Raw genomic sequence first — 26,746 nt, forward strand, 5'->3', positions numbered from 1 at the left:
TTTGGGGCAAGGGATCCATCCGACAAGCGCCAACCGACTGCCAGTTGTTTCTAACTGACGGCCACGGGCGACTTAGCGGCAGCAGCAGCGCGATTTTCCTCTTCCTCAGGAGGGACAACGGCAAACTCGATGTGATTGAGCAGGGTGGTCACGAAGGCGAAGAGCAGGAAAGGCAGGGAGATCACCAAAATCAGAGCAATGGTGAGAAAAGCGTAGAGGGGGCTATTCATCAGGGAGAGGGCAGCGGCCAAGCTGGCAAAGATGACAATCAGCCAAACGATGATCTGGCCGTAGATATCTCCAAAGGAGAGGGTGCAGGTGAAGCGGTAGCGGGTGTGGGTGTTCATGGCAGTTCCTCTGGATAGCCTGGATGGTTCGATCCTAAGGACAGATCAAGCCCCATCCTGAGAAATATGTCGAGATTTTAGACGAGAGACGAGGAGATGCCTCTCTTTGCTAAGAAATATCTCAAGAATCGGCTGAGAAAGAGGGGATCCGCCGTCTGGAAGGAGGCAGGATGCTACCCTCAAGATTGGGAACCGTTTCTTGTAGGCAGCAGCCATGTGTATTTGTATTCACTGCTACTACGTGGATCGCTGTACCACCTACCATGCCGTGGAAGCGCAGCATCAGCAACCTCATCTCACACTGACGCCGGATTTTGAGCCGCAGGGCCCCCAGATCAATGTCAATATCCGCAATGGGGGCACCGAGATGGAATGGGATGTGGTGGGCTGCCAGAGCTTTCGCGAGGAACGGAACAAATGGGCGCGACTTCGTCCCTATGAGGCGGTTCCCACGTAAGATCCAAGAGCGGCCTGGATTTCCAGGGAGTTTCTTGCCCGGCCAGGTTAGAACTCTTCAGTATGGCAGTTCGGCTCTCCCAGTCTGAGAGGTTTGATGGGGGCTGGAGAGGTTTTTGTCGAGTTTCGAGAGATTGGAAGACTATGATGCTGGCCTCAAGCCCTACAGCGCTGCCAGTGGATGCCCGTCAACAGGTGAGCCAATTCATGCAGCGCCTACAAGATGACATCTGTGCCCGTCTGGAGGCCCTAGACGGAAAAGCCAAGTTTCGGGAAGACCGTTGGGAACGCCCTGGAGGAGGGGGCGGGCGCTCGCGGGTCATTCAGCAGGGAGACGTGTTTGAGCAGGGGGGAGTCAATTTTTCCGAGGTGTTCGGATCCCATCTGCCCCCTTCGATTCTGAAACAGCGTCCAGAAGCGGCAGGGCATCCTTTCTACGCCACAGGCACCTCTATGGTGTTGCATCCTCGCAACCCCTATGTGCCGACGGTACACCTGAACTATCGCTATTTCGAGGCGGGGCCGGTTTGGTGGTTTGGGGGCGGGATGGATCTCACCCCCTATTACCTGTTTGAGGAGGATGCGGCCCATTTTCACCGCACCCTCAAGGCAGCCTGTGACCGCTTGGATCCCGTCTACTACCCAGTTTTCAAGATCTGGTGCGATCGCTACTTTTTCCTACCTCATCGCGGCGAGGCGCGCGGCGTTGGCGGCATTTTCTTCGACTATCAGGATGAACGCCCTGGGCTGCTCTATCGGCCTGAAGGCCAGGCGGAAGGGGATCCCGAACAACTGGCTTCTGAGCCACCATCGTTACAGGTGCGGGTGGGATCCCGCAGTTGGGAACATCTTTTCGAGTTGGTGCAAACCTGTGGCGACGCCTTCTTGCCGGCCTATGTGCCGATTGTGGAGCGGCGGCAGGGGATGGAATGGGGGGAGAGAGAACGGCAATTCCAGCTCTATCGTCGCGGGCGCTACGTGGAGTTCAACTTGGTCTATGACCGCGGCACGATCTTTGGACTCCAGACCCAGGGCCGCACCGAGTCGATCTTGATGTCTTTGCCGCCATTGGTGCGCTGGGAATATGGCTACGAGCCCCAGCCGGACACGTGGGAAGCTAAGCTCTACCAGGTGCTCCGCCAGCCCCAGGATTGGGCGTAGGCCGGCCATACCCCGTCTCTGCTTCTGAGGATCCGTGGCGTGTTTTCTCCTTTCCCCCTCACCTACCGCGTTCAGCCCCCCCGACAGGGCGGCTTAGGACCCGCGCCTGCGTTGGTAATGCTGCACGGGATCGGCAGCCACGAGGGGGATTTGTTCCAGTTGGCCCCCTATCTGGATCCTCGGTTGGCGGTGATCAGCTTGAGAGCCCCTATTCCTTGGAGTGGAGGCGGGTTTGCCTGGTTTGAAATGGCCTGGACGCCAGAAGGGCTGGTGGGGGATCCCCACCAGGCGCGCGGTAGCCTCCAGCTCCTGAGCCGCTTTCTAGAACAGACGCTGCCCAATGGGATCCCGGGGATTGCCTTGGATCCCAGGCAGGTGTATTTGCTGGGGTTTAGCCAGGGGGCGATCATGAGCCTGTACTTGGCTCTGACCCAGCCGGAGAAGCTGGCGGGGGTGGTGGCAATGAGTGGGCGCCTATCTCCAGAGATCCTGGCCGAGGCGGTGGAGCCGGAGCGGATGAAACACCTGGCCATCCTGGTGGTTCATGGCACTGCTGATGCTGTTTTGCCGATTGCTTTTGGCCGTCAGATCCGGGATTATTTTGCCCCGCTGCCACTGAACTTTACCTATCGCGAGTACGAGATGGGCCATGAAGTTTCCCCGGAGAGCCTGCGGGATATTCAGGTGTGGTTGCAAAACCTGTTGGATAGGAGAGATTCGGAAGTGAAAACCTGAAGAAGTTTGACCCAATTGGGATGACCCTAATTCAGGTGTTGAGCAAGGCTGTGCAGCACTTAGCAAGCTCCTCAATGGCACAGCTCCGGTTCTCGCCATCTTCAGGGTTTCGAGGGGCAAGTGATAGGGATCCCTGCCCCATTCAGTTTTCCGGCTCTCCTTCGGGTTCGGATGTCAGAATATGGTGATTAATTGTTAAAGCGTTAAAGCCGGGCAGAATGAGCACTTAGTACCGATGCTCCCCTACCCAGAGGCCGACCAATGCTGCCTTGCCCCAGGGATCCACTTTCACTTCTGCCCGCGTGGCTTCAGGGTAACGCCGAATATCTTCTTCCAAGGCATCTCCAGCTGCTTCGGGAATAAAAAATTCTTCGGTTCCCAACTTGAGCTGCCACCCGTCAAACCAGCCTCGCAGTACTTTCTCTTCAGGCTGCAAATCTTTGGGCATCTCCCGGCTGACACCGATTGCTTGCCAAGGTTGAGTTGGCTCCCCTGCGGGGGGAGCCAAGCGCAGATAAAGGATCCCTGGGGTCTCCAATTCAGGTGACCAACCCGGCAGTTGCTCTAGGGTGGAGCGTCGAGCGACGACGTAGCCCAAGGTCACGTACCGGCCCCGCAAAAGGTCATAGGGATCCACAGGGGCCGTTTGCAGGTAGATCGTGGTTCCGACAGCAAGAGTCAGCGCTTGCCGAGCCGGTATCAGCAGAACGATACCCAGCTGCAGCAGTAGGGGTAGCCAAAACCGCCATTTGGGCAGGGATCCCTTCTGAGAAAGATTCGACGGGCTAGCCATAGCAGCCAGAGAGAGTGACCTCTCTCTTATGGCACAGGTTTGCCAATCCCGGACAGAAGCGGGTAGAAGTGCCCCACTGGCCCCTGACCTGACCCGATGGCCAAAGGATGTCGCAGCGCTTCTGTTACATAGGCTTTGGCCGCCACTGTGGCCGCCAAGGGATCCCTGCCCCAGGCCATCTGTGCTGCAATGGCCGCCGAGAGGGTACAGCCGGTGCCGTGGGTGTGGCGGGTGGGGATCCGCTCTGTTTTCAGCACTTCCAGTCGCTCGCCATCGAACCACACATCCACCCCCTGCAGTTCCCCCGGCATACCCCCACCTTTGACCAACACCGCTCCACAGCCCAGGGTGCGAATCTGCTGAGCCGCCGTTTGCATATCCGCCAGGGACTGCAGCTGCAGCCCCGTTAAAATTTGCGCCTCATAGCGATTGGGGGTCAGCACCTGGGCCAAGGGGATCAGCCGCTCGCGGATGGCCTGAATGGCTTCATCTGCCAGCAACTTTGCTCCCGTGCGGGACACCATCACCGGATCCACCACCAGAGGCCGCAACGCCCAGCGCTCCACCTGATGGGCTACCTCCAGCACGATCTCGGCATTCAGCAACATGCCCGTCTTGATCCCTTGCACCCCAATGTCCTGCACCACGGCCTCAATTTGGGCGGCCACGGCTTCGGGGGGCAGCGCATCGACCCGGCTCACCCCAAGGGTATTTTGGGCAGTCACGCAGGTCAGGGCAGAGGTACCGTGTACCCGTTGGAAAGCAAAGGTGCGCAAATCCGCTTGGATCCCTGCTCCCCCACCACTGTCGGATCCAGCGATGGTGAGGGCGACAGGGGGGTGCTGCTCGGCCAGCAGTGGAGCCGGAGTTGGTTCAGATGCAGAGACAGACATTGGCCAAACGACAAAAATGGGCAAGGGTACCGATAGCCATTTCCATCAATCAATATGAACCATCTCTTTAACGTAGCAATGAAACTGTTGGTTCTCGATTGGTCTGAGACCACTGGGGTATTGGGAAAACTCTTGCAGACGTCTGTCAAGAAGCTGACTAAGAGTGAGTTGTCCTAGTCTAAATCCGAGTAGCCCTCATCAGTGGTGGCGACCACCTCAACCCAGGCTCTATCCCCCTCCACCGCCGTCAAGCTCCAGCGCAGAAGCCGAGCCGGCTGGCCCAGCTCCCGGTCAACTTGCTGACAGAGGGATTGCTCCAGTTGCGGGGCAGAGAGAGGCGAGCTCAACGGCAGAGATAGGTGCAACAAATGCAACTTCACAGGAGTCGAGAACTGATCTCGCCAAGGAAACAGACTTACTTTCGATAACTTCTAACACTAAGAATCCAACAATATAAACTAATGTAGTATTTTCAGATTAGGCTGAGACAGCCGGGCTACTGAGAAAAACCTTTTGGGCCCCTGCATTATTGCTCCGCAACGCTGACGCGACCAAGGTTTTAGTTGTGGGTACAGTGTCCTAGTTTGAATCGAAATGACTACAACACCTACTAACAAGTAGACCTGAACAGAAATCCGGCACGGTTAGGAGCCAAACTGCAAACGGTAAACCTCTTCCTCTTGATCGGTCTCCACCTCCAAATCGGAGGTAGCATAGGCTACACACAGCAGCACAAACCCTTGGGCCTGCAGTTCTGGCCCAATCCCCATTGCCTCTGTCTGAGTCACAGATCCCGACTTCAGCCGCCCCGCACAGGTGGTGCAAACCCCCGCCTGACAAGAGGAAGGTAGCTCTATCCCGTGTTCAAGAGCAGCTTGTAAAACCGTCTGATCCGCAGAGGCAGGGAAGCGGTAGGTTTGGCCGCGGTGATGAAGGGTTACTTGATAAGCCGTAGCAGACATCAGGAACGGGCTCCCGACGGAGTACGGGTCACCGTCAGAGACTGTGGCTGGCGCATCTTCTTCACCAAAGCCTGGATCTTTTTGGCTCCTTCCTTTTGCAGGTCGGCGATGTAGTGGCCTTTGAGCTGCTCTGCCTCGGCTTCATCGGAGAAGGGGCCGTAGTAGTAGGTACAGTCCTCGGTGGTGATCTCGATCCAGACCGACATGCCGCGCAGCTTATCCAACAGACTGACCAAAGGGTTGCTCACGGGATCCATCCCCCATTATCAAGTCTAGCAATCATTGGATGTCCTTTTGCAATCCCCTAGATTCTACTACTTTTATTGACGATTTGTTGAGGAATGTATCAACCTCAGGGCGTTTGAGGTGGTGGGGAGAGCGCTGCCGGTGGATTTCGTAGAGGGCAATGCCGGCGGCCACAGAAGCATTCAAGCTTTCAGTACGGCCTGCCAAGGGAATGGACAGCAGTTGGTCACAATGGCGCTGTGTGAGCAGGCTAATCCCTTCCCCCTCGGATCCCACCACCAAGGCAATGGGCCGTTGAAAATCGGCTCTATAGATGAGGTCAGTCCCTCGGCTGGTGGTGCCATAAACCCAAAACCCCTGCTCTTTGAGGTATTCCAAAGCCCGATTCAAATTCACCACCCGCGCCACCGGCAAGGTGGAGAGGGCTCCCGCCGCTACCTTCATCACCGTCGAGGTTACCCCTGCTGCCCGCCGTTGTGGGATCACCATCCCCTGCATGCCAAAAGCCTCCACACTACGGGCAATGGCTCCCAAGTTATGGGGATCCTGGATCCCGTCTAGGACTACCAGCACCGGATTGGGGCTGGCCTGCCGGCTTCTTTCCACCAAATCCTCCAGGGCCACGTACTGATAAGGCGTGGCTTGGGCAGCGATACCCTGGTGGTTGGCGCCAGCCGTGAGGGCGTTCAGCCGCTTTGGAGACACTTCGTCGATAACGGTGCCCCGCGCTTTGGCTTCTTCCAACAGAGACAAAAATTGGGGGCTGTAGCGCAACTTCGGCAAGATCCAAACCCGATTGAGGGTGGCTTGACTTTTCAAAGCAGCCAGTACTGTCTGGCGACCGTAGATAATCTCTTGCTCCAGCTCGGTCTCCGGATTCCCGTCGGCCTGAGGCTGAACTTCCCCTGGCAAGATCCCTGTCTCGCCAGTGGAGAGGCCGGGATCCAGCTCGCCTACTGGTTGAGGAGCCATCTTGCCTTGGGGCCACTGCCGTTGCGCGTCGCGACGGATGGGCTTCACTGGAGCCTCTCGGAGGGCAAGCTTGGGATCCCCGTCTCGGCGTTTGGGCCGCTGTACCCGCTTGCTAACGGATTGCCCTGCCCTTCGCGGCTGCAGTTTGCCCGAGCGAGACAGCCGTGAAGCAGGTTTGCGCTGAGAAGTCTTGGGCATGGGCGTGGAAGATGGAAAGACGGAAAGACTATCCTAACCTTCCCACTCGCCTAGGGTCTCAGCCAAAACATCAGTGAGGGCGAGGATATGGCGCAGCCGTTCGGGATTGGCCAGGTAGAGATAGCCCAGAACTGTTTCCAGGCCGCTGGCGTTTTGGTAATCGGCAAGAGGCAGATGCCGGGGTGGGCGACCGCAGCCATTGCGACCCCAGCGGACAATTTCCTGCTCTTCGGGGTTGAGATGGGGCAACAGGGCCAACAGCAGCTTAGCCTGAGCCGAGCCGCGCACCCGCCTCACCACCTGCTGATGATAGCGCTCCAGTCGATCCGGAGGAAATAGCCGTTGCCGCCGCACATGCAGTTCGTAAATGGCGTCTCCCAAGTAGGCCAAGGCTGCGGGCGATAGGCGGCGAATCTCGGCCAAGGAGGGCCTTTCGGAAGTGGGCTCGAACAGCAGATCGTTCACAGCAGCTCACGAAAGATAGGCAGAAAAAATGTCTAGAACCGCTGTCATCGGCTCATTGCAGGATTCAGTCCATGCTAAGACAAGCTTCCTCTGGTCTGCTAGCCTGACTCGCGCTCTTTCCCCCCTTGCAGGTGATTTGGATCACGAGGCCCAGAGAGAAAAGGTACTATCGAGTAGACAGGGCAAAGCCGGTTAAGGGGCTGATGTTATGAGCCTTGAAAAGCCAGTTGGAGTTACTGCCAAGAATCTGGAGAGCAAAATCCAAGAAATTGTGGGTGAGCTGGCCAGCGATCAGCGTGAAAGGCTGGAAGGTAAGGCCGAGCAAACAAAGGCAGCCACCCACCCTGGAGTCGAGGATGCTCGAGAAGCGATTAAAGACGTTGTGGATGATCCAACGGATGGCCTATAGCTCCAGTCAAGATGCGGGGACAAGGAGATCTGCATTCAGCAAAAGCAGGTAGGCGACGACCGCCCCCCCCATACCCCCTACCAAAAAGCCAGCGGCCAATTCGCTCCAAGATTGGGATCCCCCTACCGGCCCTGTGTTGCGCTGCGAGGTGACAGAGCCGTAGAGAGAAAGGGCCGCCGTCAGGATCAGGATCAGGCCACAGGCTCCCAAAAAGCCGCTCAGCAGACCGATGGGCTCGTTGCGCAGCGGCCCCAGCTTGGCAAAGGGGCCGACCAGCCAATAGCCGTGGGCCATACCGATTTCCAAGCCCCGCCAAATGGAACTCAATCCCGGTCGGTTGATGGGCAGCCAGTCGATCAACAGCCGGACAACAGGCGCGTGGTTGATCGGTGTCCAGAGATCCCCAATTTGCGGATCTCCCTCAGGGACGGTGACGTATCCCTTATTCATGTTCAACCTATTCAACGGAGCAGGATCGGCATTGGGTTCGACCATTTCAGCAACTCTGTGTCCAGTTCAAAGGAGGATGGAAAAAAGCCTAAAAAAGCAGGGATCCCACCGGGCGTAGGTTGCGCTGGGGATCCCTGGCCTACACTCAGAACGTCAAAATGTCGGGGAAGAAGCGATTGATCTCGATGAACAGGGCAAAAACAAAGCTGGAAAACAGGATAAATGCCACCGGAGCAGTGGTGAGAAACTTGGTGAAATCAGCCATAGACGCCTCTCAAAAGTTAAATAAATCGAGTTAGAAAGCCGGGCTCAGCTCCTCAGCGGGGGGAGATGGGCACAGCCGCTTCCGGCTCTCGAATTTCGCCGCTGGCAATTTCCTTAAAAGCAGCAGCGGGCCAAGCCAAAGCCGTGAGGAAGCACCGCAGCGCCAGCGGTACATCGATCAGGCTTTCTTTCATTTCGGGGCTATCCTCATCCCGAACCGCGATCAGGTAAGAACGCCCCGCCCAGCCCAGCCAACCGGCAATATACAGGAAGAGCAGACCGGGGATGAGAAACTCGCCCGCATGGTTCAACCGACCATCCGTAACCAGGTGGGGCAGGCCCTCTTCGCCGCAGAGCAGCTTGCTGTAGCGCTCAAAGCGCTTGCTGGTTTGGGCCAGCTTTTGCTGGTAGACGGGAGCCATAGCAGGGCTGGCGTTGAGGATCTTCTCCTCTAGGCTGCTCAGGCGTTCGTTCATCAGAGCCTGAAAAGCGGGAACTTCGCTGCAAGGTTTCAGACCGATCAAGGGCTCTGCCTGCACAGATTGGGCGAGGCCAAGCGCAATGCAAAGGGCCAAAAGAAGGCTTAAAAAGGTTCGCATAGCAGGATGTGTCCTTGAGGTAGGGGTCTAAGATCTGTCCAAATGCTAAGGGATGCTAAGTGCAGAAACAGGCACCAAACGGTTAGTATCATACTCCTGAGCGCCTCGCCCCGACGGATCCCGGGTTTTAGCTCACACAATTCTTAATTCAAGTATCTCAAGTATCCCAAAGCTCTCCTATCCCTTTTGCCCAGCCTGCTCTCCCATGCCCTGCGCCCTTGCCATCGAAACCAGTTGTGACGAAACGGCTGTGGCTGTGGTGACGGCGGATGTGGCCTGGCCGGGGTTTGCCCCGCGGCAGCTCAGCTCCGTGGTGGCCAGCCAAATCGACCTCCATGCGGCCTACGGGGGCGTGGTGCCGGAGGTGGCCTCACGGCAGCATGTGGAAACTCTGCCCTTTGTGCTAGAGGCTGCTCTGCAGCAGGCCGGATTGGAGGTGGCCGAGGTAGATGCCATTGCCGTAACCTGTGCGCCGGGCCTGGTGGGATCCCTGCTGGTGGGGCTGATGGGGGCCAAGACCTTGGCTTTGCTCCACGACAAGCCCCTGATCGGGGTGCATCATCTGGAGGGCCATCTCTTCAGCGGCTTCTTGGCAGAGCCCGATCTGCGCCCCCCCTGCCTCTGCCTTTTGGTATCGGGAGGCCATACCAGCCTGATTTGGATGAAGGACTACGGACAGTACCAGACGGTGGGTCGCACCCGCGACGATGCTGCCGGCGAAGCGTTTGACAAAGTGGCGCGGCTGCTGGGGCTGGGCTATCCGGGGGGACCGCAGATTGACCGCTGGGCGCAACAAGGGGATCCCCATCGCTTTCCCCTGCCGGAAGGCAAGCTGGACCACCCCTACGACACCAGCTTCAGTGGCCTGAAGACGGCTGTGCTGCGCCTCGTCCAGCACTTGCAGCAGGAAGGCCAGGAGCTGCCCATTGCCGACATTGCCGCCAGCTTTCAGGCCTGCCTAACGCGCGTCCTCACGGAAAAAGCAGTGGCCTGCGCCGAAGCTCTTGGCCTCTCAACCCTGCTGCTGACTGGCGGGGTAGCTGCCAACCGGGAGCTGCGCGCTCGCCTTCTGGAAGCGGGCCAGCAAAAGGGCCTGCGGGTGGTGATCCCGCCTGTTGCCCTCTGTACCGACAACGCCGCCATGATTGGGGCAGCTGGCCTCTGTCACTGGCTGCGCGGGGAGGTCTCCCCCTTGGATTTGGGCGTGGCTTCGCGCATGGCGCTGGAGGAGATCCCTGCTCTCTACACGGCTGGGCGCAAAGATTACCGCGAGCTGCCAACAGGTTCTGCCGTCGCCCTCTGACGCTGTCTCACCTCGAGGTAGATGAGCAAGGCGTTGATGTCGGCAGGGTTGACGCCGCCAATGCGAGCGGCCTGGCCTACGGTCAGAGGCCGGACTGCTGCCAGTTTCTCCCGCGACTCTTTGGAGAGGGTGGGAATGGAGTGGTAGTCCAGATCGGGAGGCAGAGGGCGGTGGTACTGCTTGCTCACCTGCTCAATTTGGCTCTGCTGCCGCTGGATGTAGCCGCTGTATTTGACGGCAATCTCTGCCGCCTCCTGCTCAAAGGGATCCAGCTCCGCATCCCCCAGCCCCAGTTCCAGGAGATGGGAGTAGTGAATCTGGTTGCGGCGCAAGATCTCGGCCAGGGTGGCGGATCCCTTGATCCCCTGCCCCGTCAGTTGGCTTAGTTGGATGCCGGCCAGGTCGTGGGCCTTCACCCGCTGCGTTTCCAGGCGCTCGATTTCTGCGGCAATGCGCGCTTGCTTGGCTTGGAACAGGGCCCAGCGCCGGCCATCGATCAAGCCCCATTCTCGCCCCAGGGGGGTGAGCCGTTGGTCGGCATTGTCGGAGCGCAGGATGAGGCGGTATTCGGAGCGGCTGGTGAGCATGCGGTAGGGCTCCCGCAGTTCTTTGGTGCAGAGATCGTCGATGAGGGTGCCGATGTAGCTGGACTCCCGCGGCAGGGTGACCAGGGGCTTGCCTTGAACCAGGCGGGCGGCGTTGATCCCGGCTATGAGCCCCTGAGCTGCCGCCTCTTCGTAGCCGGTGGTGCCGTTGATCTGGCCGGCGCAAAACAACCCCTGCACCTTTTTGGTCATCAGAGTGGGGTAGAGCTGGGTGGCCGGCAGATAGTCGTATTCCACCGCATAGGCAGGCCGCAGCATGACGCACCGCTCCAGGCCAGGCAAGGAGCGCAACATCTGGATCTGGATTTTCTCAGGCATCCCCGTGGAGAACCCCTGGATGTAGAGCTCCGGCAGATCCCGCCCTTCCGGCTCAATAAAAATCTGATGGCTTTCCTTGTCGGCAAAGCGGACAATCTTGTCTTCGATGCTGGGGCAGTAGCGGGGCCCTTTGGCCTCCACCCAGCCGCCATAGACAGGGGTTTCGTGGAGATTTTCCCGGATGATGCGGTGGGTCTCTGGGGTGGTGCGGGTCAAGTAGCAATCCATCTGCTCCCTTGGCACCCACACCTCGGGGTCGAAGCTAAACCAGCGCACATCGGGATCCCCCGGTTGCCGCTCCATGACCGAAAAATCCACGCTGCGCCGATCCACGCGGGCAGGGGTGCCGGTTTTCAGCCGGCCCGTTTCAAAGCCCAGTTGGCGCAGGGTGTCGGTCAGCCCTTCCACGGCAAATTCCCCTGCCCGTCCGGCAGCTTGCCAGTGGCGACCAATCCAGATGCGCCCAAAACGTACCGGTGGTCAGGATCACCGCCCGACAGCCGAAGATGGTGCCGAAATGGGTGACCACGCCCACCACCTCGTCGTTGCGCCCCAACACCAAATCGGTGACAGTGCCCTCGCGAATCGTCAGGTTAGGCTGGTTTTCCACCACCGAGCGCATCACCCGCGCATATTCCCTTTTGTCGGTTTGCGCCCGCAGCGCCCACACCGCCGGCCCCCGCGAACGGTTGAGCACCCGCTTTTGCAAATAGGTGCGGTCGGTAACTTTGCCCATCTCGCCGCCGAGGGCATCGATTTCGTGTACCAGTTGCGATTTGGCCGGGCCGCCGACGGCGGGGTTACAGGGTTGCCAGGCGATCTTGTCCAGATTCAACGTCAGCATGAGGGTGTTACAGCCCAGCCGCGCTGCCGCCAATGCTGCCTCACAGCCGGAGTGCCCCCCGCCAACCACCACCACATCGTAGTGATCGAGAAAATCAATGCTGTCCCGTCCAACTCTGAGCATAGGGTGGCAATTCCAAAATGAATAGCCGGGATCCCCGGTCTTTTAATTTTCAGGTTATTTCAGCTCGCTTATCCAGCTTAGCGATGGCGGCAACGGATAGGGTTATTTGCGACCGGCCTGAGGCAGGCAGAGCAGTAGGGAAAGTTTTCTGTTGCCCTGGGAAATAAAGTTGGGTAGAGGCTCAGTTCCCAGCCTAAGTCACCTGATTGAAGAGTTGAAGAGACCTCAGGGCGCTGGGATCAGCTCCCCCAAGGCTGCCGATAGCAGGGGATCCCAGAGGAAAGGGCAGAGTCGCCCAAGGGATGTTGCGGCTCATACAAACACCAGACAGCCCGCCTGAGAGAGCCAAGCACCGATTCCATTATCCTCAACCGGATCTAATCCAGACTATTTTAGTCGGGTTTAGTTGACGCGGCAGATTGCGGGTGATAAGATTCCCCCCAACGATAGGTAAGTTCAATCCAGCGCCCACCCTTTCCTTCACCTTGAGGCTGCCCATGTCCCAAACTCTTTCCGAACGCCCGCTCAGCCCTGCCGATTCCCCGTTGGCCTCTGCCTTGCACAGCTCCAAGGTGGGCTTCAGCCGTTTGCGCTGTCGGGAGTGTGGCGCCGAGTATGAGTCGGTCGCCAAGCATGTTTGTGAGCTGTGTTTCGGCCCCCTGGAAGTGGTTTATGACTACGACTGGCTGAAGCGCACGGTTAGCCGTCAGAGCATCCAGGCCGGGCCGCATTCCATCTGGCGCTATCGGCCTTTTCTGCCGGTGACTTCTGAGAAGCCCATTGATGTGGGCACGGGCCTGACCCCTCTGATCAAAGCGGAGCGGCTGGGTCGGCGGCTGGGGTTAAAAAACCTCTACCTCAAGAACGATGCCGTCAACATGCCTACCCTCAGCTTCAAGGATCGGGTGGTGTCGGTGGCGCTGACCCGTGCCAAGGAGCTGGGTTTTACCACCGTTTCCTGCGCCAGCACGGGCAACTTGGCCAACTCAACGGCTGCCATTGCCGCCCATGCCGGCCTGGACTGCACCATCTTCATCCCGGCGGACTTAGAAGCGGGCAAAGTGCTGGGATCCCTGATTTACAACCCCACCGTCATGGCGGTGGAGGGCAACTACGACCAGGTGAACCGCCTCTGCGCCGAGGTGGCGGATCGCTACGGCTGGGGCTTCGTCAATATCAACCTGCGCCCCTACTACTCGGAAGGCTCCAAAACCCTGGCCTACGAGGTGGTGGAGCAACTGGGCTGGCAACTGCCGGATCAGGTAGTGATCCCGCTGGCCTCGGGATCCCTGTACACCAAGGTTTATAAAGGCTTCCAGGAGTTTGTGAAGGTGGGGCTGGTGGCGGATAAGCCGGTCGCCTTCCACGGCGCACAGGCGCAGGGCTGCGCGCCCATTGCCCAGGCGTTTCGCGAGGGGCGGGATTTTGTCAGCCCTGTTAAGCCCAATACCATCGCCAAATCCATCGCCATCGGCAACCCTGCCGACGGGATCTACGCCCTGGACATTGCCCGCAGAACCGGTGGGCAGATCGCAACGGCCACGGATCCCGAGATCATCGCCGGCATTAAGCTCCTGGCCGAGACCGAAGGCATCTTCACCGAGACTGCCGGCGGCACCACCATTGCCGTGCTCAAACGCCTAGCAGAGTCCGGCCAACTTGATCCCGAGGCGGTTACAGTAGCCTACATTACTGGCAACGGTCTGAAGACCCAGGAGGCGGTTCAAGCCCACGTAGGCCATCCGCTGGTGATCTCGCCCAGGCTGGAGAGCTTTGAACAGGCTTTGGAGCGGGCCCGCACCCTGGAGCGGCTGGACTGGCAGGAGGCATCAGTATGAACTCGGTTTGCAGGGAAGACCCTCTCCATTGCCTCTTAACAGAATCTTAATGAAGAACTGTTAAGATCCCTGGCGTAGACCTATTGGCTCAGGAGCTTTGCACAATGCCTATCTTTCCTTCTGTTCAACGCCTTGTTCGCCGTTGGATCCCGTTGGCGGCTGTACTGACCCCGCTTGTCTTTGCTCCCGTGGCCCGGCCACAAGGGCTGAACACCATTGCCGTTGAGCTGGAAACTTTGCCCAGCAGCTACTCGACGCTGGCGGCAGCTTTGCGGGCGACGGGCCTGAATACGGCGTTGGCAGGGCCGGGGCCGTTCACGGTCTTTGCCCCTTCCGATGTGGCCTTTGGGCAACTGCCGCCGGGTACGGTGGAGACGCTGTTGCAGCCGGCCAGCCGGGCTCAGCTCACCCGCATTCTCACGTATCATGTGGTGCCGGGGCGGATTACCTCGTTTGACCTGCGGCCCGGCCAATCGACCACTCTGACCACCTTGGCAGGGCTGCCGCTGCAGGTGCAAGTGGGATCCGATGGCAGCATCCGGGTGAACGGGGCCAACGTGAACCTGGCGGATATTCCAGTTTCCAACGGCGTGATTCACGGCATCGATGGGGTGCTGCTACCCTAGTTTTTTGATGTTGGTTAATGGACGAGGCATTGGGCTATGGCAGTCAAGGTGCTGATTCCCAACACGCTGCGGGCGCTCACCCAGGATCAGGGGGTGGTGAATTGCGAGGGATCCACCATCCGCGAATTGTTGGATGCTTTGGAACAACGCTGTCCGGGGATTAAGGCGCGGCTGTGCGATGAGAAGGGGGAATTGCGCCGCTTCGTCAACTTTTATGTGAACAGCGAAGACATTCGCTTCCTCAAGGGATGTGACACCCCTCTGCAAGATGGGGACGAGGTGAGCATCGTCCCTGCCGTTGCTGGGGGCTGAGGGCTGCCAAGCCTGCCGTGGACGCTGTGGAGTGGTTGAGCCAGCCGGCCCCGCTGGTGGCACCTGCCTTGCTGGGCATGGTTCTGGTGCGGCAATTTGCCGATGGGCTGCAGGTGCGGGCCCAGATCGTAGAGACGGAGGCCTACACGGCTGGGGATCCGGCCTGCCATGCCTACCGCCGCAAGACCCAACGCAACCAGGTCATGTTTGGCCCGCCAGGGCATCTCTACATCTATCGCATCTACGGCCTCTACCACTGTCTAAATATCGTTACCGAGCCAGAAGGGATCCCGGCGGCGGTTCTGATCCGGGCAGCTCAGTTGGATCGCCTGCCAGACTGGATCCCGGCCAACAAACAGAATCAGCCAGCACGGGCGGCGGCGGGGCCGGGCCTGCTCTGTCAAGCACTGCGCATCGACGGATCCCACAACGGCTGGCGGCTAGAGCGGGCGGAAGCCGGCCAGGAAGGCATTTGGCTGGAGGGATCCCCCTCTTGGCAAACGCAGTTGTCCATCGTCCAAACCACCCGCATCGGCATCACCCAAGGAGCCGAGATCCCCTGGCGCTGGTACATTGGTGGACATCCGGCGGTGTCGCGCTATTAGTGGGGGCAGGCGGACAATGCTCGCAGAAGGCAGTGGCTAAAGGACTCCGTCCCGCTTACGCGAACGGCAGGGGCTGCCTGGGCTGGTCAGCGGGGTTGTGCTGCTCTTGCTGGGGTTGCCCGCGTTGGCCCAGCCTGTTCCAACTTTTCCAGGACTCTTGACGATGCAAGCCCAGACCCACTTCACCTATCGCACCGGGTTTCAGCGCTGGCGGGCGGGAGAAGCTCAGGGGTTTCAGGACTGGTCAACCCAAGGGATCTGCCTGAACGCCCGAGGGCAATTGGTCTTGGATCCAGAGGGTTTGCGGCAAGAAGTCAGCCTTGAAGAGCCTGAGGTGGCGCTTCGGGGGCGCCCTTTCTATCCCCTTGGCCCCTACTGGGTGGGAGAAGCCACCAGCCCAGCAGTCCTCACCAGCTTCCCTATGGTCGGGGCAATCGCTTCCTGGAATGCCACCACGCCCCCCGGCACCTGGTTGGAACTGTGGATTCGGGCCAAGCTTTCAGACCGCTGGACAAAGTGGTATCACGGCGGGGTATGGGCTGCGGATCCCTTGACTCTGGCCAGCCACTCAGTGCAAGGACAAGGGGATGAGGATGGCAACCTGTACACGGACTTGCTGGTGCTCAAGGATACCCTCAACGGAGCAGAAGCCTTCCAGGTCAGGGTGCGCCTGTTCACGCAAGAGCCAGGCCGTTCTGCCGTTGTGGATCAGGTGGCAGTTGCCATTTCCAACGAGCCGGTCAGGCCCAGCCGCCTATCCCCTGGGGATCCCAGCCGCTGGGGCAAAATCTTGGATCTGCCTTGGTGCTCCCAGATGGTGTACCCCGATGGGGGAGAGGTCTGGTGTAGCCCCACCTCTTTGGCGATGGTGATGGCCTACTGGAAGCGGGATCCCCGCCCCTGTGAGGTGTTGGTGCGCGCAGCAGTGGCCGGTGTGTATGACCGGGTTTACCAGGGCCATGGCAACTGGGCTTTCAACGTCGCCCATGCTGCCGAGCAAGGTTTGTCCGGCGTGGTGGCGCGGCTGGAGAGCTTGGCTCAAGCAGAAGCCTGGATCGCGGCAGGGGTTCCGGTGATCCTCAGCTATGCTTGGGGTGAGGGAGAACTGGAAGGGGCGCCAATTCCCAGAAGCAACGGCCATCTGGCGGTGCTGGTGGGGTTTGCTCGCGGCAGCGGTGCGGAGCAGTTTAGCCATGGGGATCCCATCCTCCACGATCCGGCAGCCAAAACCAACGAAGAGGTTCGCCGTACCTACCGCCGCGAACAGCTAGAGTCGTTGTGGCTGGAGCACTCCGGGGGTACCGTCTACTTGATTCATCCGCGAGAATGGCCTGTCCCCACTCTATAGCCGGGTCGGGCGAACGCGGGCAGCATCGACTTACAGCGCTACCGCTATGGCCTGGATGATTTCCTGGCCGCTGAAACTGCTATCTGGTCTTTCGGTGGGGATTTGAGTAAGGATAGATGGAGTGAGGAGTGCGACTCACCTGCGGGTGAGGATGGTTGGTCATGAATAGGAATGCGGTTCAGGGGCCAAGGCATTGGTCGAGGTGGCTCCTGCGGCAGAGAGGGTGCTGGGCAATTCTCGCCGGTTTGTACGCTGATGAAGGTAAGCGGGGGGGTTGGGGGTGCCGCAATTTCCCAGTTTGTGGGAGGGGATGAGCTGCATCATGCCACGACGGGCTTCCCTGACACCGCTACCTTGGCCTGCGCTGAGTGCCTTGGTGCTGGCTCTCTCGGGCTGTGGCGAGCTTTCTTCTTCTAGTCTGTCTCCCAGCGTTGTTCCCCCTGCGGCCCTACAGCCGGTTTTAACTCCAACTCCTCTCCCTCCCTCCCCGCTTTCTCTGACTTTCGAGCAAGCCCGCCAGTCCGGCTTGTCGGTGCCCAGCAACCGCATCGTTCTGCTGCTCCAGGAACAGGGATCCGATCTGGTGGCCCAGCTACCGGCCTCAGAGGTGGATCGCTGGCTGGCTCGCACTCCCACCTGGCCGGGGGTGGAAGGGATCGACCTGAGCATTACCCTGGGCACCTATCGCCAAACCGCCACTGCCCCTCTGCGCCCGGGGCAACCGGCCACTTTCACCTTCACCAATCCTCCCGCCGGGGAAGCGGAGCTCAGCGCCATCGCCTATCGGGGATCCACCACTCTGGCGCAAGGGAAGGGATCCCTGACCCTTTCTGTCCGCTCTGAGGGTTCTGGCGGTGCTAACCGTCCTCCCCAAGACACAGAGCGTCAGCGTCGCCTTTCGATGTTGGTGCTCTCTGAGGTGGGGGTGCCGCTTCTGCACAGTAGCTCGACAACTCCCGCTCTCGGCCAGCCGTTGCTGCTCTCAGGGGAAAATTTGGAGCGGGTGGAAACAGTTCTCTTTGCTGCAGCAGCCAATCCCGAGCGCATCCTGAGGGGGGAAATTCGCTCCCGCAGCGGTGACCGTTTGGTGGTGATGCCGCCTTCTTCTCTTTCCGGCTCAGTTTGGGTTGCTGTTGCGGATGCTTCCGGGCAAGGGTTGGGCACTCTGGTCTACGATTGGCCTGCCGCTACTCCTTCCCCCAGCCCCTCTCCCACCCCCACTGCTCCAGCAGCATCGGCCTGGGTGGTGGAAACTTTGCTGGATGGCCGCACCTCGCCCGCGGCAGATCCTGTCGGCAACGCCCCTGATAACACCGGCACCGAGTCCAGGATCTACCTGCAGCAAATCAGCGGCATTGCTGTGGATCCTGAAGGAGCCTTCTATTTAGCCGATAGAGCCCAGCACCGCATCTTCCGGCTGTCTCCAGAGGGGGAATTGGAAGTTTGGGCCGGCACAGGCCAAGCAGGCCGCCGCGACGGAGCAGCCAATCAAGCTCAGTTTGACTCCCCACAGGGGCTGCTCTGGGATCCCAAGGGGGGATTGTGGGTGGCCGACAGCGGCAACCATTGCCTGCGCTATATCAACCTGCAACGACAGGTGAGCACCTTTGCCGGCACTTGTATAGCCGGATACCGAGATGGGGGGCTTGACCGAGCTCAGTTCCGGGAGCCATCTGGGCTGGCTTTGGGTTCAGATGGCAGCCTCTACGTTGCCGACCGCGCCAATCGCCGCATCCGCCGCATCACCCCTGCAGGTGAAGTGACCACGGTTGCCGGCACCGGCCAGCCGGGATCCGTCGATGGCCCAGCAGAACAGGCCCAGCTCCTGCAGCCCACGGCTCTGGCGGTGGATAAGGAGGGGAACCTCTGGATTGCCGATGGACATCGCCTGCGCCGGCTCTCTGCTGGCGGACGAGTGACCACCCTCTCCGGGGCAGAGCCAGGCTATCGGGATGGCCCCCTGGCAGAGGCCCGTTTTCAAACCCTGGGGGGGCTGGCCTTCGATGCGGCAGGCAACCTCTGGGTGGCCGACCGAGATAACCATCGCATTCGTCGTCTTCAGCCTGGGGGACAAGTTTCCACCTTGGCCGGACAGAATCAGCGCGGTTGGCAGGATGGCCCCACCTCGGCAGCCCGGTTTGAGCAGCCTGCCGGCTTGGTAGTCTTAGCGGATGGCAGTGTGGTGGTGGTGGATGCCGGCTTGCCGGGCTTGCGTCGCATAAGCCGCGTTGCTTCTGGGCCTGTCACCCCAACCCTTGGGGGATCTCTGTAGGCTCTTGACAGGCCGCCGTCTCTCAGGTTTCACAGGGATCCCCATCTACTCAATCACCACACTCTTCGGGCCGGCGTTCACCTCTGGGCGACCCTGATTGAAGTTGGCCAGGAAGGTGTCTGGATCTTTGAGGCTGAAGACCAGCTTTTTGCAGGGCACTTGCAGCCCCACCGGCCCCAGCAACGGAATAAAAAGAGGCTTTTCCTGCACCAGTGGAATGGCAATTACCCCTTGGGTGCTGGTGACCGGGCCAACGATCCCCTGAAAATCGGTGCGCACGCCCACCCCGTAGTACCAGGGCCAGGGAAAGCGCTCCCCTCGCCCCAACTCGCTCAAGGAGAACGTCTCGTTGAACAGGCTGCCCGCCCGCACAATGAGCTTGTCTTGCAGCAGATCGACATAGGCCGCCTCGCTGCTCACCCCAAACAGAGCCAGCGGCAAACTGGCTAGGGGATTGGAGTCGATGGCCATGTAATAACGCATGAGAAGTCTCCGAGTTCACAGATGGGTGACCAGGTGAGCCGCGGCCCCTAGCCTTGCCAATTATAAAAAATCTTCCCCGTTGCCAGACTGACCAAAAGGGATCCCATCTGCCCATTAGCTAACCGAGTATGATGGGTTGCTTGGAGCGTCCTTTGAGGACTCCGTCCCGCTAACGCGAACAGCAAGCCACTGGCCAGCGAGGAAAACAGGATGGATCTGCGAGCCCTCATTCGCTTGGTGCCCGATTTTCCCAGACCCGGCATCCTCTTTCGGGATATGACCCCCCTGCTGCAGGATCCGGCAGGCTTCCGGGCGGCTATTGAACAGTTGGCCGCCGGCACCACCGGCATGGGATCCCTAGATTATGTGGTCGGCATCGAGTCGCGGGGGTTCATTTTAGGGGCTGCTTTGGCACAACACCTGGGCTTGGGCTTTGTCCCGGTTCGCAAGCCAGGCAAACTGCCGCCGCCGGTGCTCAGCCAGACTTACAGCCTGGAATACGGCCAAGACCAGCTCCAACTGCACGCCCACGCCCTGCGGCCTGGAGAGCGGGTGTTGATCGTGGATGATGTCATTGCCACCGGGGGTACAGCCGCTGCCACCGCCCAATTGGTGGCCCAGAGCGGCGCTGAGGTGGGGGGATTTGCCTTCTTAATCGAGCTGGCCTTTTTGTCCGGCTGCAAGGCTCTTCCCCCTGGGATCCCTGCCCATGTGGTGATGGTAGAGGAAGGCAACTGAGTTCCTCAAGTAAGGTGCACCGACTGTTGGACGAGGATCCCTGGTGTTTTGGGCAAAGGTTGGCTCAAGCGGCTGATCTGAGCCTGCGCCTGCAGTTGTTCGTCAATCCAGTCCGCCAGTTCCCGCATGTAAAGCGCCACATGGATCGCCTGGTCGCGCTGTGCTGGCTCCACACCTTTTTCCGCCAGGCGGGCCAGAATGACGGGATCGCTCAGCTCCTCCAGGGCGGCAAAGTCTTCCGGTTGGTCGAACCCCAGCTCTGCCATTTTCTCGAACACATACCCCAGCCGCAGGCCGGTGGCCTCGCACTGCCCCTCCAGTTGCCAGGGATCCCTCAAGGCCAGGGCAACAGTTCGGTAGGCGGTTTGGGCGATGGAGCGCCAGGTGCCGCGGTGGATGCGCAGGCTCAATTGGTGCCGGTTCCATCCCAGGGCTTCTCGCACCAGCAGGCCGCAATTGCAGCGGGTGCTGTCCCGCCAGCAGTACTCCCAGTCCCAGAAGCCCCAGTGTTGGGATTGGATACGATCCGCGGTGCGGCGCAGGAGAGCTGCCAACTCAGGTGTGGGGCGCATGAGGCAACACAGAGCTAAACAAAAAACAACAAAACAAAAAACAACAAATATAGAGCGCCTCCAGTCTAGGCAGGCGAGCGATGGAGAACAAGCCCAGCTCAATCTTCTTTACATTCCTGGTCGCAACAGCATTGCGGAGCAACATATTCCTGTTCGGGCCTGTCCTCCGAGGGCAAAGCTCGTTGCCGTTGCCAAGCCCCCCAAGCCACCCCTGCCAACACCAGCGAGGCCCCGCCCAGGTAGGTGCCCCCTGCTGGCAAGCCCGCCAAGGCCAAGGCCAGGGATCCCCCCCAGAGGGTCATGGCGTAGATGAGCAGCACTGAATGCCGATGGGATAGGCCGGCTTTGAGCAAGCGGTGGTGCAAGTGGCCTTTGTCGGGATGGAAAGGCGACTTCCCCCTGGCCAGCCGTTTGAGGATCACGGTGGACATATCCAGGATCGGCACCGCCAAGATAAAGAAAGGCAGAGCCACTGCCAGCGTGGTCACCCCCTTGGCCACCCCGATCACCCCGATCCCAGCCAGAGTAAAGCCCAAAAAATAGGCCCCCCCATCCCCCATGAAGATCTGCGCCGGGTTGAAGTTGTAGCGCAAAAAGCCTAGGCAAGCTCCCGCCAAAGCCGCCGCCAGCATGGCCGCCGCCGGTCGATCCAGCAGCAGGGTTACGATCAGCATCACCACTGCCGCAATTCCCGACACCCCTGCCGCCAGCCCATCCAGCCCGTCCATGAAGTTGATGGCGTTGGCCATCCCCACCAGCCAGAACAGGGTAATCAGCAGGCTCAACCACACCGGAAAGGGCCAGATCCCTCTCCCGGGCAGACTGATGAACTCAATGCGCACCCCTACTCCCCAAGCGGCAGCAGCCACGCCGAATTGCATCAACAAGCGGGAAAAAGGCGACAGGTGAAACAGGTCGTCCGCCAGGCCAATCAAAAAAAACAAAAACCCCACCGCTCGTCACCCCCCACATCTCGTCCTCCTGCTCGGTGCGCAAGCCCCCAAAAGCTCCGGCTCCCCAGAGCAACAGCAGGGCCACCAAGTTGCCAAAAAAGATGGAAACCCCCCCCAGGCGCACCATCGGTTGCTGGTGGATCTTGCGCTCGTCGGGAAAGTCCAACTGGCCACTGCGGATCCCGACCGCCTTCACCACCGGGGTTGCCCACAGAACCACACAGGCAGCAGCCAGAAAGGCAACCAAGTAGGGCATAGCAAGCCGTGGCGAGGATTGCGGTTATCCCAAGTGGGGGTAGAGGGGGAAACGACGACAGAGCTGAGCCACCCGCTGGCGACACTCTTCCAATACAGCAGGCTCCTCAGGCTGAAACAGACAATCGGCGATGATCTCCCCAATTTCCTCAAATTCTACTGGCCCCAAGCCGCGGGTGGTCAAGGCTGGGGATCCCAGACGCAGGCCGCTAGCTACAAAGGGCGGCTGTGGGTCGAAGGGAATGGTGTTCTTATTGGCGGTGATGTGGCTCTCCCCCATCAGCCGATCCGCCCGTTTGCCCGTCATTACCGGATCCGCCGCCCCAGTTTTTTCCAGCACCGCCGAAACCGAGCGCAGATCCAGCAACATCAGGTGATTGTCGGTGCCCCCGGAAACCAGTCGAATGCCTCGCCGTTGCAGGGATCCCGCCAGGGCTTGGGCATTGGCGATAACTTGGGCCGAGTACTGGGCAAAGCTGGGCTGCAGGGCTTCTCCAAAGGCCACCGCCTTGCCAGCAATAACATGCTCCAGCGGCCCCCCCTGGCTGCCGGGGAACACTGCCTTATCCAGCTTTTTGCCCAATTCTGGGTCGCGGGTGAGAATGAGTCCCCCGCGCGGCCCTCGCAGCGTCTTGTGGGTAGTGGTGGTCACCACATCGCAGAGGGGCACGGGGTTGGGGTGATGTCCAGTGGCCACCAAGCCGGCAATGTGGGCAATGTCGGCCAGAAGATAGGCCCCCACCTCGTCGGCAATGGCGCGGAAAGCGGCAAAGTCAATTGTCCGCGGATAGGCAGAGTAGCCGCAGATGATCAGCTTGGGCCGGTGCTGCAGGGCCAGATCCCGCACTTGGTCAAAATCAATCCGCTCCGTCTGCGGATGCACCCCGTAGTGCACCACGCGGAACCACTTGCCGGAGACGTTTACCGGGGAGCCGTGGGTAAGGTGGCCGCCGTGGGCCAGATCCATGCCCATAATTGTGTCTCCTGGCTGCAGCAGGGCCAGGAAAACGGCGAAATTGGCCTGCGCCCCCGAGTGGGGCTGCACATTGGCGTGGGCTGCCCCGAAGAGTTGCTTAGCCCGGTCAATGGCCAGTTGTTCAATCTCGTCAATAAACTCGCAGCCGCCGTAGTAGCGCTTGCCCGGCAGCCCTTCTGCATACTTGTTGGTGAGCACCGAGCCCTGGGCTGCCAAGACGGCAGGAGAGGTGAAGTTCTCGCTGGCAATCATCTCCAGGTGATCCCGCTGCCGGTTGAGCTCTTCCTGGATCAGGCGGTAAACAACGGGATCCGTTTCCGCCAGGATGGCCAAGCTATCCCGTGAGGTGGTCAGACTTTGTGGAGCAGCTACCATGATGACGCCAAGACCGAACTTCGCAGGAGGAATGGGCAAGAACTGCTTCGCCGTCGCGACGGCGTTGCGGAGCAACATCGTAGCATGACCCGCAAACCAGCAGCGCAGGCCCCGGCCTTTCTGCCTGGGGTAAAACCCCAAAACTGAGAAAGAATCCCTTGCTTTAGGGGTGGGGAGAATGTCAATCGATCCAAGCAGAGGATCTGGGAGCCACGGTCAAGCGGGATGGGCAAGGGCTGCTTTGTAAAGAATGTTGAGCTTTTCTTCTCGGTGTCAAGGCTACCCCTCAAGCTACGGTAGAGTGAGGGGGCTAACTTTTGTGCAATTCCACTGTTAGGGAGTTGGTTATGACGGACGCACAAGTTTTCACCATCCTGGCGATTGCCTTGGTGCCGGCAGTGATGGCTCTGCTTTTGGGATCCGCCCTGGCCCGCAGCTAAAGCTCCTGCATCTCCCAAAAAGTGCCTCTGGATCCCTTCGGCCTGCCCCGTCACGACAGTGTTGCGGAGTAATAAGGCAGGCTTTTTTCTTTATCAAGGAATGGAAAGTGTGGCTTGCGCTGCTGCACTCCTTCGGTTGTCCTGCCGTTGTTGGCTAAAGTTGGATTGATAAGGAGCACTCCCGGCAGCCAAGCAACTTGAGCCAGGTGGATCTACAGCGGCTTCAGCGCGCCCTTTCCCTAGAAGCAGAGGTGGGGTTTACCGACCTGCGGGGGCGAGAGCAGACCTTCTCCCAATTCTTGGGGAGTGTGTTCGGACAGGATCCCCCCTCTGACTGGGCGCTGAGTGGAGATGACCGGCGGCGATGGAAAGAACTGGGATCCCGCTATACCCTGTATTCCGAGCTGGAGCTGCCCGAACGCCAGCACCTGGTGGCCGAAACCCGCCGCTGGCTGGAGCGAGTCCGACGTCAGCAAGAGCTGTCCCGACCGAGTTCCCACCAACCTGGCTCGTTTGCAGCCTCGTTGCCACAGCGCTCTGGTTTCCCTGCCGTAGGCGTAGCAACAACCCCCCCAGAGGCAGGGCGGAGCACGATTTCCCCATCTCTCCCCGCCGGCCTCAGCCTGGAGCAGCCGCTGCAGTTTCTCAAAGGCATTGGTCCCAAGTCAGCGGAGAAACTGGCACAACTGGGCCTACACAGCGTGCGGGATGCCCTCTACTACTTCCCCCGCGACTACCTGGACTATTCCCGGCGGGTGCTCATCCGCCAAGCCAAGGTGGGGGAGACCGTTACCCTTGTAGGGACGGTGAAAAGTTGCAGTTGCTTTACCAGCCCTAAGAATCCCTCGCTGACCATCTTCAACCTAAAGATTGCCGACAAAAGTGGTGTAATTACCCTCAGCCGCTTCTACAGCGGGCGGCAGTTTGCCCAGCGCAGTTGGCAAGCTTCCCTGGAGCGGCAATACCCCAAGGGGGCCCTGGTGGCTGCCAGCGGCCTGGTCAAAAAGGGCCGGTTGGGCCTAACGCTGGATAACCCGCAACTGGAGGTGCTGGGGGGAGAGGGCGAGGAGCTGGACAGGCTGGGCAAGATCTTGCCAGTTTACCCTCTCTCAGAAGGGATCCCCGCCGATCTGGTGCGCAAGGCGGTGCAACTGGCTTTGCCGGCGGCGGCCTTGGTGGAGGATCCCTTGCCGGCGGATCTCAAGCGGCAGTTGCAGCTTTTGGACTTGCCTGTTGCCCTGCAGCAGATCCACTTTCCTGAGACCCGAGAGCTGCTGGCCCAGGCCCGGCGGCGGCTGGTGTTCGATGAGTTTTTCTACCTACAACTAAGCCTATTGCAGCGGCGACACCGCTACCGTGCCCAAGCTCAGGCCATACCTCGTTACCAGCCGGCTAGAGGGGAGCTGTTGGATCGCTTCTACCAAATCCTCCCCTTTCAGCTTACCGCTGCCCAGCAGCGGGCCATCGACGAGATCCTAGCGGATCTGCGGGATCCCTTGCCCATGAACCGCCTCTTGCAGGGAGATGTGGGATCCGGCAAAACCGTGGTGGCGGTGGCAGCTGTGCTGGCAGCCATTCAATCCAGTTGGCAGGCGGCCCTCATGGCTCCCACCGAGGTTTTGGCCGAGCAACACTACCGCAAGTTGGTGGAATGGCTCAGCCAGCTGCAGGTGCCCGTTGAACTGTTGACTGGATCCACGCCCCCTGCTAAGCGCCGGGAGATCCTGCGGCAGTTGCAGACCGGGGAATTGCCCTTGGTGGTGGGCACCCATGCTCTCATCCAGCCGGCAGTGCAGTTTCGCAACCTGGGCTTGGTGGTCATCGACGAGCAGCACCGCTTTGGCGTGGAGCAGCGGGCCGCTCTGCAACAGAAAGGGGATCACCCCGATGTGCTCACCATGACCGCCACCCCCATCCCCCGCACCCTCACCCTGGCCCTGCATGGGGATCTGGATGTTACCCAGATTGACGAGTTGCCCCCGGGGCGCAAGCCCGTGCATACGGTGGTGGCTCGACCTGGAGATCGCCTACAAGTGGTGCGGCTGATGGAGCGGGAAATTGCCCAAGGGCGGCAGGCCTACGTGGTGCTGCCGTTGATTGAAGAGTCGGAGAAGCTGGATCTCAAATCTGCCATCGAGGAACACCAGCGTCTGCAGGAAAAGGTCTTCCCCCAATTTCGGGTGGGCCTGCTGCACGGGCGCTTGACCAGTAGCGAGAAGGAAGCTGTCATTGCGGCCTTTCGCCGGCGGGAGCTGGATATTCTGGTCTCTACCACGGTGGTGGAGGTGGGGGTAGATGTGCCCAATGCCTCGGTGATGCTGGTGGAGCATGCGGAGCGCTTTGGGCTCTCCCAACTGCACCAACTGCGGGGGCGGGTAGGGCGGGGATCTGACCAGGCCTACTGCATCCTGATGACAGGATCCAAAAGCGAGGAGGCCCTGCGGCGGCTCAAGGTGCTGGAGCAGTCCCACGACGGGTTTTTCATTGCCGAGATGGACCTGCGCTTCCGCGGCCCAGGGGAGGTGATGGGCACCCGCCAGTCGGGGCTACCCGATTTTGCCCTGGCCAGTCTCATGGAGGATCAAGAGGTGCTGCAGCTGGCCCGCCAGGCGGCAGAGCAGCTTATTGTCCAAGACCCCGACCTGAAGCGCTGGCCCCCCTTAAGCCGCATACTGGAAGAGCGTCAGGCCCGTCTCTTGGGCCCTGGGTTGTTGACCTAAGCTAGGGGCAATTGGAGCATGACTCTAGTCAATAATAAGCTCAACTATACTGAAAATAATGTATAATATGTTCAGTACGGATTACTACCA

28 protein-coding genes and 2 pseudogenes are annotated in these 26,746 nt (G+C 59.9%); 14 read left to right on the forward strand and 16 right to left on the reverse strand.

What is annotated here, in order from left to right:
* Positions 1–50: 50 nt before the first annotated feature.
* A complete protein-coding gene (locus NW805_RS07255; protein ID WP_011434379.1) occupies positions 51–347 on the reverse strand; it encodes a hypothetical protein in 297 nt (98 codons plus the stop codon).
* A gap of 214 nt (positions 348–561) precedes the next feature.
* Between NW805_RS07255 and NW805_RS07260 the strand changes: the two genes are divergently transcribed.
* From NW805_RS07260 to NW805_RS07270, 3 genes are all read left to right on the forward strand, one after another.
* Positions 562–804, forward strand: coding sequence for a Ycf34 family protein (locus NW805_RS07260; RefSeq protein WP_011434378.1), 243 nt, complete (start codon positions 562–564; stop codon positions 802–804).
* Positions 805–950: 146 nt separating this feature from the next.
* Positions 951–1,964: an oxygen-dependent coproporphyrinogen oxidase gene (gene hemF, locus NW805_RS07265; RefSeq protein ID WP_414422156.1), complete on the forward strand. Its 1,014-nt coding sequence runs from the start codon at positions 951–953 to the stop codon at positions 1,962–1,964.
* A 39-nt stretch (positions 1,965–2,003) separates the two neighbouring features.
* The gene (locus tag NW805_RS07270; RefSeq protein WP_414422102.1) at positions 2,004–2,699 is read left to right on the forward strand and encodes an alpha/beta hydrolase; all 696 of its coding nucleotides are present in this window, start codon (positions 2,004–2,006) and stop codon (positions 2,697–2,699) included.
* Between the two features lie 226 nt (positions 2,700–2,925).
* Here the strand turns inward: NW805_RS07270 and NW805_RS07275 are convergent, their stop codons facing one another.
* The 7 genes from NW805_RS07275 to NW805_RS07305 all read right to left on the reverse strand — a co-directional run bounded on the left by NW805_RS07275 (position 2,926) and on the right by NW805_RS07305 (position 7,228).
* Positions 2,926–3,492 carry a GDYXXLXY domain-containing protein gene (locus NW805_RS07275; RefSeq protein ID WP_414422103.1) on the reverse strand — a complete coding sequence of 189 codons (567 nt, stop codon included), beginning with the start codon at positions 3,490–3,492 and terminating at the stop codon, positions 2,926–2,928.
* A gap of 26 nt (positions 3,493–3,518) precedes the next feature.
* Positions 3,519–4,385 (reverse strand): bifunctional hydroxymethylpyrimidine kinase/phosphomethylpyrimidine kinase, encoded by an 867-nt coding sequence (thiD, locus tag NW805_RS07280; protein ID WP_414422104.1) that lies wholly within the window; start codon positions 4,383–4,385, stop codon positions 3,519–3,521.
* Between the two features lie 173 nt (positions 4,386–4,558).
* Positions 4,559–4,765 (reverse strand): hypothetical protein, encoded by a 207-nt coding sequence (locus tag NW805_RS07285; protein WP_414332282.1) that lies wholly within the window; start codon positions 4,763–4,765, stop codon positions 4,559–4,561.
* Between the two features lie 264 nt (positions 4,766–5,029).
* On the reverse strand, positions 5,030–5,347 hold the full coding sequence (locus tag NW805_RS07290; RefSeq protein ID WP_011434371.1) for a 2Fe-2S iron-sulfur cluster-binding protein: 318 nt from the start codon (positions 5,345–5,347) through the stop codon (positions 5,030–5,032).
* Positions 5,347–5,604, reverse strand: coding sequence for a DUF1816 domain-containing protein (locus tag NW805_RS07295; protein WP_414422105.1), 258 nt, complete (start codon positions 5,602–5,604; stop codon positions 5,347–5,349). Before NW805_RS07295 ends, NW805_RS07290 begins: the two co-directional genes overlap by 1 nt.
* 22 nt (positions 5,605–5,626) lie before the next feature.
* Positions 5,627–6,763, reverse strand: a complete 1,137-nt coding sequence (rlmB, locus tag NW805_RS07300; protein ID WP_414400106.1) for a 23S rRNA (guanosine(2251)-2'-O)-methyltransferase RlmB — start codon at positions 6,761–6,763, stop codon at positions 5,627–5,629.
* A 33-nt stretch (positions 6,764–6,796) separates the two neighbouring features.
* Positions 6,797–7,228, reverse strand: a complete 432-nt coding sequence (locus NW805_RS07305) for a ribonuclease III domain-containing protein (protein WP_011434368.1) — start codon at positions 7,226–7,228, stop codon at positions 6,797–6,799.
* A gap of 208 nt (positions 7,229–7,436) precedes the next feature.
* On the opposite strand from NW805_RS07305, the gene NW805_RS07310 reads away from it, so the two are divergent.
* Positions 7,437–7,637 (forward strand): CsbD family protein, encoded by a 201-nt coding sequence (locus tag NW805_RS07310; protein ID WP_414422106.1) that lies wholly within the window; start codon positions 7,437–7,439, stop codon positions 7,635–7,637.
* Between the two features lie 6 nt (positions 7,638–7,643).
* On the opposite strand, the gene NW805_RS07315 is transcribed toward NW805_RS07310, so the two are convergent.
* From NW805_RS07315 to NW805_RS07325, 3 genes are all read right to left on the reverse strand, one after another.
* Positions 7,644–8,132, reverse strand: a complete 489-nt coding sequence (locus tag NW805_RS07315; protein ID WP_414422107.1) for a photosystem I reaction center protein subunit XI — start codon at positions 8,130–8,132, stop codon at positions 7,644–7,646.
* A gap of 100 nt (positions 8,133–8,232) precedes the next feature.
* On the reverse strand, positions 8,233–8,352 hold the full coding sequence (locus NW805_RS07320) for a photosystem I reaction center subunit IX (protein ID WP_011434365.1): 120 nt from the start codon (positions 8,350–8,352) through the stop codon (positions 8,233–8,235).
* 52 nt (positions 8,353–8,404) lie between these two features.
* Positions 8,405–8,950 carry a Photosystem I reaction center subunit III gene (locus tag NW805_RS07325; protein WP_414342216.1) on the reverse strand — a complete coding sequence of 182 codons (546 nt, stop codon included), beginning with the start codon at positions 8,948–8,950 and terminating at the stop codon, positions 8,405–8,407.
* Between the two features lie 205 nt (positions 8,951–9,155).
* Between NW805_RS07325 and tsaD the strand changes: the two genes are divergently transcribed.
* Positions 9,156–10,253: a tRNA (adenosine(37)-N6)-threonylcarbamoyltransferase complex transferase subunit TsaD gene (gene tsaD, locus NW805_RS07330; protein WP_414422108.1), complete on the forward strand. Its 1,098-nt coding sequence runs from the start codon at positions 9,156–9,158 to the stop codon at positions 10,251–10,253.
* On the opposite strand, the pseudogene mnmG reads toward tsaD, so the two are convergent.
* Positions 10,214–12,143 (reverse strand): annotated as a pseudogene (mnmG, locus tag NW805_RS07335) (tRNA uridine-5-carboxymethylaminomethyl(34) synthesis enzyme MnmG). The gene tsaD and the pseudogene mnmG overlap by 40 nt on opposite strands.
* A 497-nt stretch (positions 12,144–12,640) precedes the next feature.
* Between mnmG and thrC the strand changes: the two are divergent.
* From thrC to NW805_RS07365, 6 genes are all read left to right on the forward strand, one after another.
* Entirely contained in the window at positions 12,641–13,981 is a 1,341-nt protein-coding gene (gene thrC, locus NW805_RS07340) for a threonine synthase (RefSeq protein ID WP_414422109.1), read from the forward strand.
* A gap of 104 nt (positions 13,982–14,085) precedes the next feature.
* A complete protein-coding gene (locus tag NW805_RS07345) occupies positions 14,086–14,607 on the forward strand; it encodes a fasciclin domain-containing protein (RefSeq protein WP_414422110.1) in 522 nt (173 codons plus the stop codon).
* A 36-nt stretch (positions 14,608–14,643) separates the two neighbouring features.
* Positions 14,644–14,919: a ubiquitin-like small modifier protein 1 gene (locus NW805_RS07350; RefSeq protein WP_011434358.1), complete on the forward strand. Its 276-nt coding sequence runs from the start codon at positions 14,644–14,646 to the stop codon at positions 14,917–14,919.
* A gap of 26 nt (positions 14,920–14,945) precedes the next feature.
* Entirely contained in the window at positions 14,946–15,524 is a 579-nt protein-coding gene (locus NW805_RS07355; protein ID WP_011434357.1) for a DNA-3-methyladenine glycosylase, read from the forward strand.
* Between the two features lie 163 nt (positions 15,525–15,687).
* On the forward strand, positions 15,688–16,872 hold the full coding sequence (locus NW805_RS07360; protein WP_414422111.1) for a C39 family peptidase: 1,185 nt from the start codon (positions 15,688–15,690) through the stop codon (positions 16,870–16,872).
* A 322-nt stretch (positions 16,873–17,194) separates the two neighbouring features.
* On the forward strand, positions 17,195–19,144 hold the full coding sequence (locus tag NW805_RS07365) for an NHL repeat-containing protein (RefSeq protein WP_414422112.1): 1,950 nt from the start codon (positions 17,195–17,197) through the stop codon (positions 19,142–19,144).
* 45 nt (positions 19,145–19,189) lie between these two features.
* Here NW805_RS07365 and NW805_RS07370 read toward each other — a convergent pair whose 3' ends face one another.
* The gene (locus NW805_RS07370; protein ID WP_011434354.1) at positions 19,190–19,627 is read right to left on the reverse strand and encodes a hypothetical protein; all 438 of its coding nucleotides are present in this window, start codon (positions 19,625–19,627) and stop codon (positions 19,190–19,192) included.
* Positions 19,628–19,837: 210 nt separating this feature from the next.
* On the opposite strand from NW805_RS07370, the gene NW805_RS07375 reads away from it, so the two are divergent.
* Entirely contained in the window at positions 19,838–20,365 is a 528-nt protein-coding gene (locus NW805_RS07375; protein ID WP_011434353.1) for an adenine phosphoribosyltransferase, read from the forward strand.
* A 5-nt stretch (positions 20,366–20,370) separates the two neighbouring features.
* Here NW805_RS07375 and NW805_RS07380 read toward each other — a convergent pair whose 3' ends face one another.
* From NW805_RS07380 to glyA, 3 genes and pseudogenes are all read right to left on the reverse strand, one after another.
* Positions 20,371–20,937, reverse strand: a complete 567-nt coding sequence (locus NW805_RS07380) for a hypothetical protein (protein ID WP_414422113.1) — start codon at positions 20,935–20,937, stop codon at positions 20,371–20,373.
* Positions 20,938–21,035: 98 nt separating this feature from the next.
* Positions 21,036–22,146: pseudogene (locus tag NW805_RS07385) on the reverse strand (glycosyltransferase family 4 protein).
* Between the two features lie 24 nt (positions 22,147–22,170).
* The gene (glyA, locus tag NW805_RS07390; RefSeq protein ID WP_414422157.1) at positions 22,171–23,496 is read right to left on the reverse strand and encodes a serine hydroxymethyltransferase; all 1,326 of its coding nucleotides are present in this window, start codon (positions 23,494–23,496) and stop codon (positions 22,171–22,173) included.
* 347 nt (positions 23,497–23,843) lie between these two features.
* Here glyA and psaM point away from each other — a divergent pair, with 347 nt between their 5' ends.
* Both psaM and recG read left to right on the forward strand, forming a co-directional pair.
* The gene (gene psaM, locus NW805_RS07395) at positions 23,844–23,936 is read left to right on the forward strand and encodes a photosystem I reaction center subunit XII (RefSeq protein ID WP_011434349.1); all 93 of its coding nucleotides are present in this window, start codon (positions 23,844–23,846) and stop codon (positions 23,934–23,936) included.
* A 206-nt stretch (positions 23,937–24,142) separates the two neighbouring features.
* Complete coding sequence (gene recG, locus NW805_RS07400) at positions 24,143–26,656, forward strand: ATP-dependent DNA helicase RecG (protein ID WP_414422158.1); 2,514 nt, start codon at positions 24,143–24,145, stop codon at positions 26,654–26,656.
* Positions 26,657–26,746: the final 90 nt, after the last annotated feature.

This window comes from Synechococcus sp. W60.1 (assembly GCF_047461575.1).
Classification (GTDB): domain Bacteria; phylum Cyanobacteriota; class Cyanobacteriia; order Thermostichales; family Thermostichaceae; genus Thermostichus.